This window comes from Rhodococcus sp. PD04, from assembly GCF_035918275.1.
Lineage (GTDB): Bacteria > Actinomycetota > Actinomycetes > Mycobacteriales > Mycobacteriaceae > Rhodococcus > Rhodococcus rhodochrous.
In genome coordinates this window covers 3,504,100-3,518,455 of the sequence record NZ_CP142143.1, presented here as the reverse complement: position 1 = coordinate 3,518,455, position 14,356 = coordinate 3,504,100, and the positions used below count along the sequence as shown (strand labels likewise).

The following is a 14,356-nucleotide window of genomic DNA, read 5'->3' as shown; positions in this document are numbered from 1 at the left end:
GCGAACGAGCACGAACCCCGGCACCCACAGGGTGCCGGGGTTCGGTGCATCAGGCCGGGGTTCGTCGTCGGTCACCAAGGGTCGTTGGACGCGAGCGCTGTGAGTAGTTCGCGCACGGCCATCGCCCGGTTGTGCGACTTGCCCTCCAACGAGTCGAAGGCGCATTCGGGATCGGCGGGCGGACCGAGATGCGTGCACCCGCGTGGGCAGTCCTCGACCGCTTCGGCCAGGTCCCCGAACGATGCGACGACGTCGTCGGGCCCGATGTGCGCGAGCCCGAACGACCGGATGCCCGGGGTGTCGACGACCCAGCCGCCCTCGGGCAGGTGCAGTGCCACCGACTGGGTGGAGGTGTGCCGACCCTTGCCCACCCCGGAGACCGCACCGGTGGCGCGGTCGGCGTCGGGGACGAGCCTGTTCACCAGGGTCGACTTGCCGACCCCCGAGTGCCCGATCAGGGCGGTCACGCGACCGTCGATCCGCTCGTGCAGGGCGGTGAGATCGTCGCCCTGACCGACGAGCAGCACCGGGATGTCGAGATCCGCGAAGTGTGCAGCGAACTCGTCGGGATCGGCGAGATCGCTCTTGGTCAGTCCCAGCAACGGGGCGAGACCCCCGGCATAGGCTGCGACGAGTGCGCGTTCGACCAGTCCGGTCCGCGGTGGGGGATCGGCGAGTGCGACCACGATGAGCAGCTGTTCGGCATTGGCGACGACGATGCGCTCGAACGGGTCGGTGTCGTCGGCCGTGCGTCGCAGCACGGTGCTGCGGTCCTCGACCCGCACGATGCGCGCGAGCGTGTCGGGGCGACCGGAGAGGTCGCCGACGACACCCACCTGATCGCCAACCACGATCGGGGTCCGGCCGAGCTCACGTGCCCGCATCGTGGTGACGATCCGGTCGGGATCACCGCCGAGTGCGACACCCCACCGACCTCGGTCGACGGTGACGACCATGCCCTCCTCGGCATTGCGGTGGGCCGGGCGATCCTTCGTGCGCGGCCGCGAGCCGCGTCCGGGGCGGACCCGGACGTCGGACTCGTCGTACTCCCGCCGCCTCAGGAGTCGCTCCCCGTCAGCAGCGACTCCCACAGACCCTCGAAGTCGGGGAGCGTCTTGGCGGTGGTGCCGATGTCCTCGACCTCGATCCCGTCGACGACGAGTCCGAGGATCGCCCCGGCCGTGGCCATCCGATGGTCGGCGTAGGAGTGCCAGATACCACCGTGCAGCGGAGCCGGCTCGATGTGCAGCCCGTCCTCGGTCTCGGTGATGGACCCGCCGAGACGGGCGATCTCGGTGGCGAGTGCCGCGAGCCGGTCGGTCTCGTGACCGCGCAGGTGCGCGATGCCGCGCAGGTCGGAGGGCGAAGCGGCGACCGCCGCAAGGGCCGCGACGGTCGGTGCCAGCTCCCCGACGTCGTGCAGGTCCACGTCGAGCCCCCGCAGTTCGCCGGGGCCGCGCACGGTCAGCGTCCCGTCGGCCCAGGTCACCTCGGCGCCCATCTGCTCGAGGATGCCGCGGATCGCGTCGCCGGCCTGAGTGGTCGACTCGGGCCACAGGGGCACCGAGACGACACCACCGGTGACCGCCGCGGCCGCGAGGAAGGGGGTCGCGTTCGACAGGTCGGGCTCGACGGTGACGTCGACGGCCTTGATCGTCGTCGGGGGCACCCGCCAGGTGTCGGCTTCCGAGGTATCGACGGGGACCCCGGCCGCGCGGAGCATCTCGACCGTCATCTCGATGTGCGGCATCGACGGCACCGGTTCGCCGGCGTGGTGGACCACCACGCCCTCGTCGAAGGCGGCACCGGACAGCAGCAGACCCGAGACGAACTGCGAGGAGGCGGACGCGTCGATGGTGACGGAACCGCCGCGCACCGCACCGCGGCCGTGCACGGTGAAGGGGAGCCGGTCGCCGTCGATGTCGGCGCCGAGGGCGCGCAGGGCGTCGAGCACGGTGCTCATCGGGCGGACGCGGGCCTGTTCGTCGCCGTCGAACCGCACGTCGCCGTCGGCCAGTGCGGCCAGCGGCGGAACGAACCGCATGACGGTGCCGGCCAGTCCACAGGCGACCTCACCTCCGCGCAGGGCACCGGGGGTCACGTCGAGGGTGGTGCCGCCGTCGCGCTCGGTGACGGTCGTGCCGAGCGTGCGCAGGGCCCCGATCATCAGATCGGTGTCGCGGCTGCGCAGCGCGCCGGTCAGGGTGGACGGCCCGTCGGCGAGTGCGGCCAAGATCAGGGCACGGTTGGTGATCGACTTCGATCCCGGCAGCGTCACCGACGCTCGAACCGGGGACACGGCGCGGGGTGCTCTCCACAGACTCACCCGACCATCTTCGCCCATCCGGACCGGTGCGGGCACCCTCGCCCACCCGGTGCGCGCCGGTGTCGGTTCCGTCACCCGGCGATGCCACACTCGACGGCATGTGCGGAAGGTATGTCTCCACGGCCGACCCGGCGACGCTCGCCGTCGAACTCGACGCACTCGACGAGACCGACGACAGCGGCCGGGACCGGCGCGGGCCCGACTACAATGTCGCGCCGACGACCGAGGTGCTCACCGTCGTCGCCCGGCACGACGGAGACGATCCCGACGGTCCCGTCCGCCGCCGTGTCCGGCGCATGCGCTGGGGACTCGTGCCGCCGTTCGCCGAGGAGGTGGGCGGAAGCGCACCGCTGATCAACGCACGATCCGAGTCGGTCGCCACCAAGCCGAGCTTCGCACGGTCGCTGCGCCACAAGCGGTGCCTCGTCCCGATGGACGGCTGGTACGAATGGCAGGTCGAACCCGCGCCGGACGGCAGACCCCGCAAGGTGCCGTACTTCATGGCGCCCGCCGACGGATCGCGGATCTGCATGGCCGGAGTGTGGGCGGAGTGGCGCGACCCGCGGAACCCGAAGGCACCACCGCTGTCGAGCACGGCGATCCTCACCGCGCAGTCGGTCGAGCAACTCGGCAACGTGCACGAGCGGATGCCGCTGATCCTCCCGGCGGAGCGATGGGACGCGTGGCTCGACCCCGACAGCCTCGGCCACCCGGATCTGATCGTGCCGAGCCTCGAGGCGATCTCGGCGATCGAGATCCGCCGCGTGTCCGCGAAGGTCAACAGCATCCGCAACAACGGCCCCGAACTGCTGCAACCCGACGACGGCGCCGGCGACCAGATGGTGCTGCTGTAGGTGCCGCCAGGCTGCGGTGCTCTACGGCCCGGCCGTGATCGGGGCCACGACCGCACCGGACAGCCGGATCAGATCGTGCGGATCCAGTTCGATCTCGAGTCCGCGCCGCCCCGCGCTGCACAGCACCCGGTCCCACTGCTCGGCGGAGACGTCGATCACGGTGCGCAGACGCTTGCGCTGCCCGAGCGGAGAGATGCCACCGACGACGTATCCGGTCGCGCGTTCGGCGGCGGTGTGATCGGCCATCACGGCCTTGCCGCCGCCCAGTGCCCCTGCTGCGGCCTTCAGCGACAGCGTCGCCGGGACCGGGATCACCGCGACGGCGAGCTTGCCGTCCGACAGCGACACCACCAGCGTCTTGAAGATCTGATCGGGGGAGACCCCGAGACGTGCGCCGAGTTCCTCGACGGCTTCGGCGCCGAAGGACGACGACCTCGGGTCGTGTGCGTACTCGTGGACCCGGTGCGCGACCTTCTCGCGCTTCAACAACACCGTCGCGGGAGTGGATGTCGAGGCCATCCGATCACTCTAGAAAACCGGAGGTGGGGAACAAGTGCGGCGGGTACGGCGTTGCACACCGACGGGTGGATCCACCGGCCACCCGACACCCGACGATCGGAGAATTCGTGGCAGTGCTGTGCCCGCCTCGACCGGACGCCGTCAGACGTCCCGCCGATCCGGACCCCGACGGACCGGTAGCCTTCTCGACAGGCGTCGATGAAGGGATCGGTGTGATCGAGGAGTCTGTGGAAGAACTGACCGAGCGGTTCGAGCGGGATGCGCTTCCCCTGCTCGATCAGCTCTACGGCGCTGCGCTGCGGATGACCCGCAATCCCTCCGACGCCGAGGACCTCGTGCAGGAGACCTACATCAAGGCTTTCTCCGCCTTCCGGTCGTTTCGCGAGGGCACCAACCTCAAGGCCTGGCTGTACCGGATCCTCACCAACACCTACATCAACTCGTACCGGAAGCGTCAGCGGCAGCCCGCGCAGTACCCGACCGACGAGATCACCGACTGGCAGCTCGCCGCCACGGCCGAGCATTCGTCGACCGGTCTGCGGTCCGCGGAGGTCGAGGCGCTCGACGCGCTTCCCGACGACGACATCAAGGCGGCGCTGCAGGAGCTTCCCGAGGAGTTCCGCATGGCCGTCTACTACGCCGACGTCGAAGGGTTCCCCTACAAGGAGATCGCCGAGATCATGGGGACACCGATCGGCACCGTGATGTCGAGACTGCACCGGGGTCGCAAGCAGCTGCGGGGCCTGCTGGCCGACGTGGCGCGCGATCGCGGTTTCATGCGGGAGAAGGCCGTGGACGCGGCAACCGGAACATCGGATCAGACCGAGAGCGGAAAGGGAGCACCGCAGTGAGCGAACCCGACTTCGATCGACTCGACTGCTCGGCGGTCATCGCGGACGTCTACCTGCTTCTCGACTCCGAGTGCGACGCCGGTTCCCGCGAGAAACTGCAGCGGCACCTCGACGAGTGCGGCACCTGCCTCGAGGCCTACGGGATCGAGGAGAAGATCAAGTCCTTGCTCAGCCGCAAGTGCGGAGGGGAACACGCACCCGAGGGGCTGAGAGAGCGGCTGATGCTGCAGATCCGCCGCACCGTGGTGATCACCGAGACGGACAGCGCCGGGTCGTAGGCGAGCTCCGCTCGCGCCGGGTCGTAGACGAGTTCCACTCGCACCGGGTCGTAGACGGGACACCCCGAACGTGACAGGGGCCGGAAAGCTGCTGCTTTCCGGCCCCTGTCCGCGTCTCAGGCGTTGGGACGCTTGCCGTGGTTGGCGGCGTTACCCTTGCGGCTGCGCTTCTTGCGACCTCGCTTACCCATGGTGGGATCTCCTTTCTCGTTCATTACAGTGTTTCACGTGCGGTCGAGTGGTCCTGTCGGCAGGTCCGCCGCCGGAGTGTGAAACGAGGTGTTCGATGGCGGAAGACGTACGTGCGGAGATGGTATCGACCGTGTTCGAGGTCGTCGTGCGAGAGGGTGACGTAGTTGCCGAAGGCGACACGCTGGTGATCCTCGAGTCGATGAAGATGGAGATCCCCGTGCTCGCCGAGTCGGCGGGCACCGTGACCTCGGTCGGTGTCTCGGTCGGGGATGTCATCCAGCAGGGCGACCTCATCGCCGTGATCTCCTGACGGCGGACAGTCTGAGTACGAAAGCGGTTCCCGTGTCCACACTCAGTTCGTTGCTCGCGAGGTACACGGATCTTCCGGGCGCGGCCGTCGATCACCTCCAACGTGTCGTGGGCGAGTGGCAGTTGCTCGCCGACCTGTCGTTCGCCGACGTCCTCCTGTGGGTCGACGCGGCGCCGTCCAGAATCGTGTGCGTCGCACAGTGCCGGCCCACCACCGCCTCGACCGTGATCCCCGAGGACGCCGTCGGCACTCTCGTCTCCGACAACGAACATCCTTACGTCCGTGAGGCTTTCGAGACCGGAGTGATCGTCGACGTCAAGTCGACCCCGGGCGCCGGGATCAACATCCGCCAGGCCGTGCCGGTGCGCTGGGACGGCCGGGTCGTCGCGGTGCTCAGCCGCGACGCCGCCCGCGTGTCGCGGCGATCTGCCAGCGCGCTCGAGACGGCCTATCTCGAGTGCGCCGACGACCTCTACCGGATGATCAGCGAGGGCACCTTCCCGACACCCGAGGCGCGTTCGGACACCAAGTCGAGTCCGCGCGCGGGCGACGGGTTCATCCGGCTCGACGGGGACGGCAAGGTCGTCTACGCGAGCCCCAACGCGCTGTCGGCCTATCACCGGATGGGTCTGAATTCCGACCTGATCGGTCAGGATCTCGTCGAGACGACCCGCGCGCTGGTCACCGACCCCTTCGAGAGTCGCGACGTCACCGACTACCTCCGCGGGGCCGTGGAGGGCCGTCTGGGGCAGCGCATGGAGATCGAGGCACTCGGTGCCACCGTTCTGATCCGTGCGTTGGTCCTGAACCCGGGAGGGAAGATCCGGGGCGCCGCGGTGATCGTCCGCGACGTCACCGAGGTCAAGCGACGCGACCGGGCACTGCTGAGCAAGGACGCGACCATCCGCGAGATCCACCACCGCGTCAAGAACAACCTGCAGACGGTCGCCGCGCTCCTGCGACTGCAGGCGCGCCGAACCGGGAACGCGGAGGCCCAGCAGGCCCTGGGGGAGGCGGTCCGTCGCGTGACATCCATCGCCCTGGTCCATGAGGCGCTGTCGATGTCCGTGGACGAGGAGGTCGATCTCGACGGTGTGTTCGACCAGCTGATCCCCATCGTCGTCGACGTGTCGACGGTGGGCAGCCAGATCCGGGTGGTGCGGGAGGGGAACCTCGGCGTGTTCCCCGCGGATCGCGCCACGCCTCTGGTCATGGTGCTGACCGAACTCGTCCAGAACGCCGTCGAGCACGCCTTCGATCCGGGCGTGAACGGCACGGTCACCGTCAATGCCCAGCGTTCGGCCCGCATGCTCGACGTCGTGGTCCGCGACGAGGGGAAGGGGCTTCCCGAGGGGTTCAGCCTCGAGGCGTCGAACCGGCTCGGTCTGCAGATCGTCCGGACCCTCGTGGCTGCCGAGCTCGGCGGATCGTTGGAGTTGACGTCCAACGAGGTCGGCGGGACCGATGCACGCCTGCAACTACCGCTGGGTAAGGTGCCGGTCGCCTGATCGTTCTCCGACCGTGCACGTAAGAAGGCCCGGCCTCCCCGTGGGGGAGCCGGGCCTTCGAACGTCTGTCGGAGTTGCTCAGACCGCCGTGCGAGCGCGGGTGCGGGCGTTGCGACGCTTGAGAGCGCGGCGCTCGTCCTCGCTCATGCCGCCCCAGACGCCGGCATCCTGACCGGATTCGAGCGCCCAGGAGAGGCATTCGGCGGTGACGGGGCAACGGTTGCACACGAGCTTGGCATCCGCGATCTGCGCGAGAGCCGGGCCGCTGTTTCCCACGGGGAAGAACAGTTCCGGATCCTCGTCGCGGCAGATGGCCTTGTGGCGCCAGTCCATGCTTCTACTCTCCTTCGATGGTGCGTGTGCACCGGCTGATTGGTCAATGCGTGTTCACGCCTGTGGCACGGAGTGTTTCCGCGCGGTTACTTGTGAATGCTTTCACGAACGAGCGTGGAGTCAATAGAATCGACCACGATCGTGGGGAAGCTCACGCTGTTGTGAGCTACGAGTTCGCCAATCCCTCTTTCTACTCCCCTCGAGCCGAGAAGGTAGTGGTAATCACAGAATTCGTGCTTTTCTTTCTGTCGCTGTCCCGCTAATGGGGATCGTCAGCGGGGCGCGACGACATCGAGGATCGACCGCACGGACACGAACTCGACCTCGGTGCGGAGTCCGAGATAGTCGCCGTCGACCTGAAGTCCGATCGGGCGCGAGGCCCGGGCGCGCACGCGCGCGACATCGTCCGCACGCACCAGATGCGGCGACGCCGGCTCGCCGCGGGCGGCCAGAAGTTGTCTCACCACCCGCAGGCTCGGAAATACCCGGGTCGTCGTCATGGCAAACACACCCAAACCGGTGTCGAACGAGGTGCCGGGATTCGTGTGCACCGGCCGGGACTCGAGATAGGTCCACGGACTCGAGTTCGACACGAACGCATAGTGCACCCCCGAAACGGGTTCGGATCCGGGCATCTCGAGCGTGAGCGCCGGCTCGTCCCGCTTCGACGCGAAGAACCGGGCCACCGCGTGCCGCACGTAGCGCGCCGTCGTCACCTTCTTGCCCTCGGCGCGGCTCAGGTCTATGGCCTCGCACACCTGGGCGTCGAGACCGAGGCCCGCGTTGAAGGTGAACCACCGCCCGTCGCAGTGGCCGAGGCCGATCCGGCTGGTCCTGCCCTCCTGCAGCGACTCGAGTACCTGCTCGGTGGCCTCGAGCGGATCGGCGGACAGCCCCAGGGATCGCGCGAACACGTTCGCCGAGCCGCCGGGCACCACCGCGAGTCGCGGAAGGGTCGGATCGGCGCCTCGGTCGGGGGAGGGGCCGAGGAGGCCGTTGACGATCTCGTTGACGGTGCCGTCGCCCCCGTGCGCGACGACGACGTCCATCCCGTCGGCGTGCGCCGAACGCGCCAGTTCTGCGGCGTGCCCGCGGTGCGTGGTGTGCGCGACGGTCAGCGCGAGCCGGCCTCTCAGGGCGTGAGCGAGGCGGTCGCGACCGGCCGGGGTGGTCGTCGTCGCATTCGGGTTCACGATCAGCAGGGCGCGCACGGAACATCAGCCTAAGTGGTGCCCGGCGGGTCCACTACGCTGGACGGGTGCCTCTCGAAACACCTCGCAGCAGCGTTCCGTCGACCGTGCGTGCCGCCGGTTGGCTCGTCGTCCTCGAGGGCGTCGTCGCGATGGGGTTCGCGGTGTACTCGATCATCCGCGCCGCCTCGGGCGAACACGATCAGTCGGTCACCAACGGTTACGGCTTCGCGCTGTGGCTGTTCATCCTGTTCGGCGGGGTCCTGGCCGGCGGGATCGCGCTCGTGCGCGGTGTGCGCTGGGGACGTGCCGTGGCGATACTCGCGCAGCTGTTGTTGCTGCCCGTGGTGTGGTCGCTGCTGACCGACTCCCACCAGCCGGTCATCGGCACCGTGCTGGCGCTCGTCGTGGTCCCCACGCTCGTGCTGCTGTTCAGCCCGCCCACGTCGCGGTGGCTCGCGCACGAGTACGCGCCCGACGTCGACGAGTGATCCGGCTCAGCTGCCGAGCGCCTGCAGAGCGGGGCCGCTGAGCCTGAAGGTCGTCCACTCGTCCTGCGCGACGGCACCGAGGGATCGGTAGAAACCGATGGACGGCTCGTTCCAGTCCAGCACCGACCAACTCAGGCGGGTGTAACCGCGCTCCACGCATTCGTGGGCGAGCGCCGCGAGCAGTGCCCGTCCGTGTCCCTTGCCGCGGTGTTCGGGACGGACGAACAGATCCTCGAGGTAGATCCCGTGCACGCCGTCCCAGGTGGAGAAGTTCCGGAACCACAACGCCACCCCGACGACCCGGCCCTCGGTGCCGTCCTCTCCGGATTCCTCCGCGACGTGCGCGTACACCGAGGGCTGCGGCCCGAACAGGGCCTCGAGGATCTGCTCGGGCACCACGGTGCACTCGTGCCGCGCCTTCTCGTATTCGGCGAGGTCGTAGATCAGCCCGGTGATCGCGGGGACGTCCTCGGGGGTGGCTCTGCGGATCACGACGGGCAGCCTCCTGCGGTCTCGTGGGCGGGTTCACCTCGCGCTGCGCCGCCGAGTGCGCGAGGATCGGGTCGTGGCAACGGTACTTGCAGTGGCAAATCAGAAGGGTGGCGTCGCCAAGACGACCACCGTCGCGTCGTTGGGGGCCGCGCTGTCGGCGCTGGGCCGGCGGGTGCTCGTCGTCGATCTCGACCCCCAGGGGTGCCTGACCTTCTCCCTCGGACACAACCCCGACAAGCTCGAACAATCAGTTCACGACGTGCTCGTGGGCGGCGTCGAGACGAAGGACGTCCTGCTCGACACCGCGGAAGGGATGTCGCTGCTGCCGGCGACCATCGACCTCGCGGGTGCGGAGGCGATGCTGCTCATGAAGCCGGGGCGCGAATACACCCTCAAGCGGGCCCTGGCGTCGGTCGAGGACGACTACGACGTCGTCGTGATCGACTGCCCACCCTCCCTCGGCGTCCTCACGCTCAACGGTCTCACCGCGGCGCGGTCCGTGCTCGTTCCGCTGCAGTGCGAGACGCTCGCCCACCGTGGAGTGGGGCAGTTGCTGCGTACCGTCGACGAGGTCAGGCAGATCACCAACCCGGATCTCGAGTTGCTCGGCGCGCTGCCGACCCTGTACGACTCGCGGACCACACACAGTCGCGACGTGCTCGCCGATGTCTCCGACCGGTACGACCTGCCGGTGCTGGCCCCGCCCGTACCCCGCACGGTCCGTTTCGCGGAGGCCTCCGCCTCGGGCGCGACGGTGCTGGCGGGACGCAAGAACAAGGGTGCCGAGGCCTATCGTGCGCTTGCGGAGAACCTGCTGCGGTACTGGTCGGGCGAGGCGGAACTCGAGACCTTCGAGACCGTCGTCGCCGACTGAGCCGGCCACGCGTCGACACCGGCCGGGCGGCCCGCCCTCAGCGCAATGCCACGAGTTCGTCGTCGCGCTGCTCGACCACGACGTCCCCGGCGACGGCGACGTTCACCGTGGAGACCGCTCCGCGCTCGACGTCGATGCGCGGGCCGGGTTCGCCGGTGCGTGAGTCGACGCCCAGGAGGGCGTCCTCGACGGGAAGAAGCAGCGAACCGGCCATGACATCGCCGTTGCCGAGGGTGTCCTCGACGGTCCACTGCGGAGCGAAATCGGTGGTGGACAATGCGACGGTGTCGCGGCCGGTCCACCACACGAGCACGCCGCCGCGCTCGAGGGCGGGATCGTCCGACTCGCCGGCAGGACGCGGCAGGGTGTGCGTGTCGACGAGGACGCCCTCGCTGTCGAAGACTTCGATGCGGGGCCCGTCGTTGTCGTCCGGGGCCAGGTAGACCGCCGTGAGGTCGCCGACCACCGCGACGATGCGGGAATCCCCGCCCGCTTCCGGCAGCACCGACGAGGCGAACTCCTCGGGCTTGGTGCTGTCGTCAGGGGTGGGATCGAGAAGGGTGAGCCGGTTGGCCGGCTCGTTCGCGCACTGTTCGAGCACGGCGAGCACTTCGGCGCCCGAATCCGCCGAGCGCAGTTCGCAACCGGATCGGGGCTGGGCGCCCGGGTTCACCGGTGCATCGACGCGCCCGTACTCGACCGTGCGCACCAGATCGGAGCGCCACATCTCCAGACGCGACTCACCGAAGGCGATCAGGTGCGAACCGGCGTCGACGACCCGGATCGGATCGTCGGCGTCGCTCGACCGTTGCGCGCCCCGAGAGCCACTGCCCGAGTCGAGCGCGGTGACCTGACCGCATCCCCGCGGGCCGCGATAGACCGAGACCACGTCGCCCCAGGCTTCGGTGACCGCGCACAACGCCCGGTCGCGGTCGTACCGCCAGCGTTCCTCGCCCGAGTGCGGGTCGCGGCCGACCACCGCACCACCGTCTGCCGTGGCGACCGTGCCGCCGGACACCACCGGTGCGGTCGTCGCCGTACTCGGAGCACGCCACAGTTCGGCGAGCGTGCGCGGAAGAGATTGCGCGGCAGCGAGAGTGGGGACAGGGCCGTCCCAGGTGGTCGACGTGGTGCCCCGCGCATCCGAGTTCAGCCAGACGACACTCGCCGCCACCAGAGCGGTGACGACGAGTGCGGCTGCGACGAGAAGGTCGGTGCGGGTGCGGCGCTCGGGCGCGAGCACGTGGTTATCGGGCAGACGACGTCGAGACCGCTTCCACGTTCGACGTGTCCTGCTGCTCTGCGCGACCGGCCGGGCCCTCGCCCGAGCGGGTGCGACGGCGACGACGGCGACGACGTGCCGGAGCGGCCGCCCCGGTGTCCTCACCCGTCTCCGCTGCGGCAGACCCGTTCCCGGCCTTCACCGAGTCGTCCGAACCGGTTGCGGCCACATCCGTTGCGGAGCCGTCGGCCGACTTTCCGCGGACGGTACGACGGCGGACCCGGTTGCGCTTCGGGCGGGATCCGCCCTCGCGCTCGATGCGCTCGCGCTTCTCACCGTTCTCCGAGGCGGCGGGAGCAGCCTTGCGGACGCGTCCGGTGGCGTCGGATGGGATGTTCAGCTCCTCGAACAGGTGCGGGGAGCTCGAGTAGGTTTCGATCGGATCCGGGATACCGAGATCGAGAGCCTTGTCGATGAGCTGCCAGCGCGGCACGTCGTCCCAGTCGACGAGGGTGATCGCGATACCGGTGCGTCCGGCGCGACCGGTACGGCCGATGCGATGGACGTAGGTCTTCTCGTCCTCGGGGCACTGGTAGTTGATGACGTGGGTGACGTCGTCGATGTCGATGCCGCGGGCGGCGACGTCCGTGGCGACGAGCACGTCGATCTTGCCGCTGCGGAACTTGTCGAGTGCTTTCTCACGCGCGATCTGACCGAGGTCGCCGTGGACCGCGCCGCACGCGAAACCGCGCTCGACGAGGTCGTCGGCCACCTTCTGCGCCGTGCGCTTGGTGCGGGTGAAGACCATGGTGGCGCCGCGACCCTCGGCCTGCAGCACGCGGGCGACGAGTTCGGCCTTGTCGAGTGCATGCGCCCGGTAGATGAACTGCTGGGTGCGCTCGTGCACGGCCGACGATTCGGCCTCCTCGGCACGGATGTGCGTCGGGCGGTTCAGAAACGTGCGGGCGAGGGTGATGATCGGGCCGGGCATGGTGGCCGAGAACAGCATCGTCTGACGACGGTCGGGGACCATCGTGAGGATGCGCTCGATGTCGGGCAGGAAGCCGAGGTCGAGCATCTCGTCGGCTTCGTCCATGACGAGCACGCCGATCTTGCCCAGGATCAGATGGCCCTGGTTGGCGAGATCGAGCAGACGACCGGGAGTACCGACGACGACGTCGACACCCTTCTTCAGTTCGTCGATCTGCTGCTCGTAGGGGCGCCCACCGTAAATCGACAGGACCTCGAGGCCCGACTTGCGGCTGCCGGGCAGGTACTTGGAAGCGTTCACGAGGTCGTTGGTGACCTGGATGCACAGCTCGCGGGTCGGGACGATCACGAGTGCACGGGGAGTGCCGTCGAGGGTGGTCGTGCCGGAGCCCTCGGTGGCGATGCGGTGCAGAAGCGGAACGCCGAAGCCGAACGTCTTGCCCATACCCGTACGGGCCTGACCGATGAGGTCGTCGCCGGCGAGGGCCAGCGGCAGGGTGAGTTCCTGGATCGCGAAGGTGCGTTCGATGCCGACCTCGGCGAGGGCGCGGACGATCTCGTCGCGGACACCGAGTTCGCCGAAGGTGGGGGGTACGTGGGTGGAGTCGAGTTGTGCGGAGACGGTCGTTTCGCTCGCGTCGTCTTCGTGGTCGATGGTGATCTTGCTCAGGGGTCCGGCCTTCCTGGTCTCGGCACGCACGCACGAGGGGGAAAGGCGACCGGCCTGCACCTCAGCGCGAGCGGTTTCCACCAGGCTCGGCGAAGCGCGGCAGCGATCCGCAGTTCGGGTGCGCGCACATTATCTGGGAAGCTCGCGGGCCACGGTCGGCGGCTCGAAGCGCGGGCTTCCCGATCCATTGTACCGGTTCCGGCGCATTCCACGAGGTAGTACTACGCTTCGTCGTCATGGGAGCCGATACGCCGCAGTCCACCTCCGAGTCCGGCACGACGCCGGGCGGACCCGCAGTCCCCGCCGATCACCCCGGTGTCGCAGAGCTCTTCGCGGTGCTCGCGTACGGCGAGATCTCGGCGTTCTACCGGCTCGCCGAGGACGCACGGTTCTCCCCGTCCCTGCGCGGGCGGGTCGCCCTCGCAAGCATGGCAGCTGCGGAGATGAGCCATTTCGAGACGCTCCACACCGCGCTCACCGATCGTGGTGTCGAGATCTACGCGGCGATGGAGCCCTACCGCAAGGCCCTCGACGCCTACCACGCCTCGACCACTCCGTCGACGTGGCTCGAGGTTCTCGTGAAGGCATACGTCGGTGACGGGATCGCCGCGGATTTCTACTGTGAGATCGCCGACATGCTCGCTCCCGAGGTGTCCACGGTGGTCCGGGAGGTCCTCGCCGAGACCGGCCATTCCGAGTTCGTGGTGCAGGAGGTCCGCGAGGTCGTCGAGCGCAGCCCGCTGCAGAAGGACCGTCTGATGCTGTGGGGGCGCCGGCTGCTCGGCGAGGCCATCACCCAGGCGCAGTACGTCCTCGCACAGAACGAGGAACTCGCCGAGCTGGTGATTCTCGCGTCCGGCGACCTGACGAACATCGCCGCGCTGTTCGATCGCATGCAGGTCGAGCACGCCGAGCGGATGTCGGTGCTCGGACTGCATTAGCCTGGGGCTGACAGCAGTACCAGCTCGGTTTCAACGCATGAGAATCGGAGGTCCACCGTGGAGGTCAAGATCGGCGTCGCGGACAGCCCGCGCGAAGTTGTCGTCGTCAGCGACCAGACGCCCGACGAGGTGGAGAAGCTCGTCCGGGCCGCGTTGAACGGCGCCGACGACGGGGTGCTCGCCCTTGTCGACGAGAAGGGCCGCAAGGTTCTCGTGCAGGCCGCCAAGATCAGCTACGTGGACATCGGTCCTGCCACGCTGGGCAAGGTCGGCTTCGCCGCCAACTGAGAGCGACCGACGAGAACGGGCCGGGGC

Annotated in this window: 18 protein-coding genes; 9 read left to right on the top strand and 9 right to left on the bottom strand. The window is 68.9% G+C overall.

Features of this window, described 5'->3' with window-relative positions; all coding sequences use genetic code 11:
* Window positions 1-71 precede the first annotated feature (71 nt).
* Together rsgA and aroA are read right to left on the bottom strand one after the other, a co-directional pair.
* Window positions 72-1,091, bottom strand: a complete 1,020-nt coding sequence (gene rsgA, locus U9J23_RS16240; RefSeq protein ID WP_106199238.1) for a ribosome small subunit-dependent GTPase A — start codon at window positions 1,089-1,091, stop codon at window positions 72-74.
* Window positions 1,058-2,344: a 3-phosphoshikimate 1-carboxyvinyltransferase gene (gene aroA, locus U9J23_RS16235; RefSeq protein ID WP_059382384.1), complete on the bottom strand. Its 1,287-nt coding sequence runs from the start codon at window positions 2,342-2,344 to the stop codon at window positions 1,058-1,060. Before aroA ends, rsgA begins: the two co-directional genes overlap by 34 nt.
* A gap of 80 nt (window positions 2,345-2,424) precedes the next feature.
* On the opposite strand from aroA, the gene U9J23_RS16230 reads away from it, so the two are divergent.
* Complete coding sequence (locus U9J23_RS16230; protein WP_326598859.1) at window positions 2,425-3,180, top strand: SOS response-associated peptidase; 756 nt, start codon at window positions 2,425-2,427, stop codon at window positions 3,178-3,180.
* Between the two features lie 21 nt (window positions 3,181-3,201).
* Here the strand turns inward: U9J23_RS16230 and ybaK are convergent, their stop codons facing one another.
* Complete coding sequence (gene ybaK, locus U9J23_RS16225) at window positions 3,202-3,699, bottom strand: Cys-tRNA(Pro) deacylase (protein WP_085468513.1); 498 nt, start codon at window positions 3,697-3,699, stop codon at window positions 3,202-3,204.
* A gap of 212 nt (window positions 3,700-3,911) precedes the next feature.
* Here ybaK and U9J23_RS16220 point away from each other — a divergent pair, with 212 nt between their 5' ends.
* The gene (locus U9J23_RS16220) at window positions 3,912-4,550 is read left to right on the top strand and encodes a sigma-70 family RNA polymerase sigma factor (protein WP_051033026.1); all 639 of its coding nucleotides are present in this window, start codon (window positions 3,912-3,914) and stop codon (window positions 4,548-4,550) included.
* On the top strand, window positions 4,547-4,828 hold the full coding sequence (gene rsrA, locus U9J23_RS16215) for a mycothiol system anti-sigma-R factor (protein WP_059382245.1): 282 nt from the start codon (window positions 4,547-4,549) through the stop codon (window positions 4,826-4,828). Before U9J23_RS16220 ends, rsrA begins: the two co-directional genes overlap by 4 nt.
* Window positions 4,829-4,944: 116 nt before the next feature.
* Here the strand turns inward: rsrA and U9J23_RS27750 are convergent, their stop codons facing one another.
* On the bottom strand, window positions 4,945-5,019 hold the full coding sequence (locus U9J23_RS27750; RefSeq protein ID WP_022597109.1) for a 50S ribosomal protein bL37: 75 nt from the start codon (window positions 5,017-5,019) through the stop codon (window positions 4,945-4,947).
* 95 nt (window positions 5,020-5,114) lie between these two features.
* Here U9J23_RS27750 and U9J23_RS16210 point away from each other — a divergent pair, with 95 nt between their 5' ends.
* A complete protein-coding gene (locus tag U9J23_RS16210; RefSeq protein WP_006550234.1) occupies window positions 5,115-5,330 on the top strand; it encodes a biotin/lipoyl-binding carrier protein in 216 nt (71 codons plus the stop codon).
* Between the two features lie 32 nt (window positions 5,331-5,362).
* Complete coding sequence (locus U9J23_RS16205) at window positions 5,363-6,838, top strand: sensor histidine kinase (RefSeq protein WP_085468511.1); 1,476 nt, start codon at window positions 5,363-5,365, stop codon at window positions 6,836-6,838.
* A 78-nt stretch (window positions 6,839-6,916) separates the two neighbouring features.
* Here the strand turns inward: U9J23_RS16205 and U9J23_RS16200 are convergent, their stop codons facing one another.
* A complete protein-coding gene (locus tag U9J23_RS16200) occupies window positions 6,917-7,171 on the bottom strand; it encodes a WhiB family transcriptional regulator (protein ID WP_006550236.1) in 255 nt (84 codons plus the stop codon).
* 272 nt (window positions 7,172-7,443) lie between these two features.
* Window positions 7,444-8,382 (bottom strand): diacylglycerol/lipid kinase family protein, encoded by a 939-nt coding sequence (locus U9J23_RS16195; protein WP_059382238.1) that lies wholly within the window; start codon window positions 8,380-8,382, stop codon window positions 7,444-7,446.
* A gap of 47 nt (window positions 8,383-8,429) precedes the next feature.
* Between U9J23_RS16195 and U9J23_RS16190 the strand changes: the two genes are divergently transcribed.
* Entirely contained in the window at window positions 8,430-8,852 is a 423-nt protein-coding gene (locus tag U9J23_RS16190; protein ID WP_024101488.1) for a hypothetical protein, read from the top strand.
* A gap of 6 nt (window positions 8,853-8,858) precedes the next feature.
* On the opposite strand, the gene U9J23_RS16185 is transcribed toward U9J23_RS16190, so the two are convergent.
* The gene (locus U9J23_RS16185) at window positions 8,859-9,344 is read right to left on the bottom strand and encodes a GNAT family N-acetyltransferase (RefSeq protein WP_085468510.1); all 486 of its coding nucleotides are present in this window, start codon (window positions 9,342-9,344) and stop codon (window positions 8,859-8,861) included.
* 73 nt (window positions 9,345-9,417) lie between these two features.
* On the opposite strand from U9J23_RS16185, the gene U9J23_RS16180 reads away from it, so the two are divergent.
* Window positions 9,418-10,218: a ParA family protein gene (locus tag U9J23_RS16180; RefSeq protein WP_059382244.1), complete on the top strand. Its 801-nt coding sequence runs from the start codon at window positions 9,418-9,420 to the stop codon at window positions 10,216-10,218.
* A gap of 37 nt (window positions 10,219-10,255) precedes the next feature.
* Here U9J23_RS16180 and U9J23_RS16175 read toward each other — a convergent pair whose 3' ends face one another.
* Window positions 10,256-11,461, bottom strand: a complete 1,206-nt coding sequence (locus U9J23_RS16175) for an Rv3212 family protein (protein ID WP_059382236.1) — start codon at window positions 11,459-11,461, stop codon at window positions 10,256-10,258.
* A 4-nt stretch (window positions 11,462-11,465) separates the two neighbouring features.
* Window positions 11,466-13,130 (bottom strand): DEAD/DEAH box helicase, encoded by a 1,665-nt coding sequence (locus U9J23_RS16170; RefSeq protein ID WP_229579372.1) that lies wholly within the window; start codon window positions 13,128-13,130, stop codon window positions 11,466-11,468.
* A 206-nt stretch (window positions 13,131-13,336) separates the two neighbouring features.
* On the opposite strand from U9J23_RS16170, the gene U9J23_RS16165 reads away from it, so the two are divergent.
* A complete protein-coding gene (locus tag U9J23_RS16165) occupies window positions 13,337-14,041 on the top strand; it encodes a ferritin-like fold-containing protein (RefSeq protein ID WP_059382234.1) in 705 nt (234 codons plus the stop codon).
* A 57-nt stretch (window positions 14,042-14,098) separates the two neighbouring features.
* Window positions 14,099-14,329, top strand: coding sequence for a DUF3107 domain-containing protein (locus U9J23_RS16160; RefSeq protein WP_006550244.1), 231 nt, complete (start codon window positions 14,099-14,101; stop codon window positions 14,327-14,329).
* Window positions 14,330-14,356 lie beyond the last annotated feature (27 nt).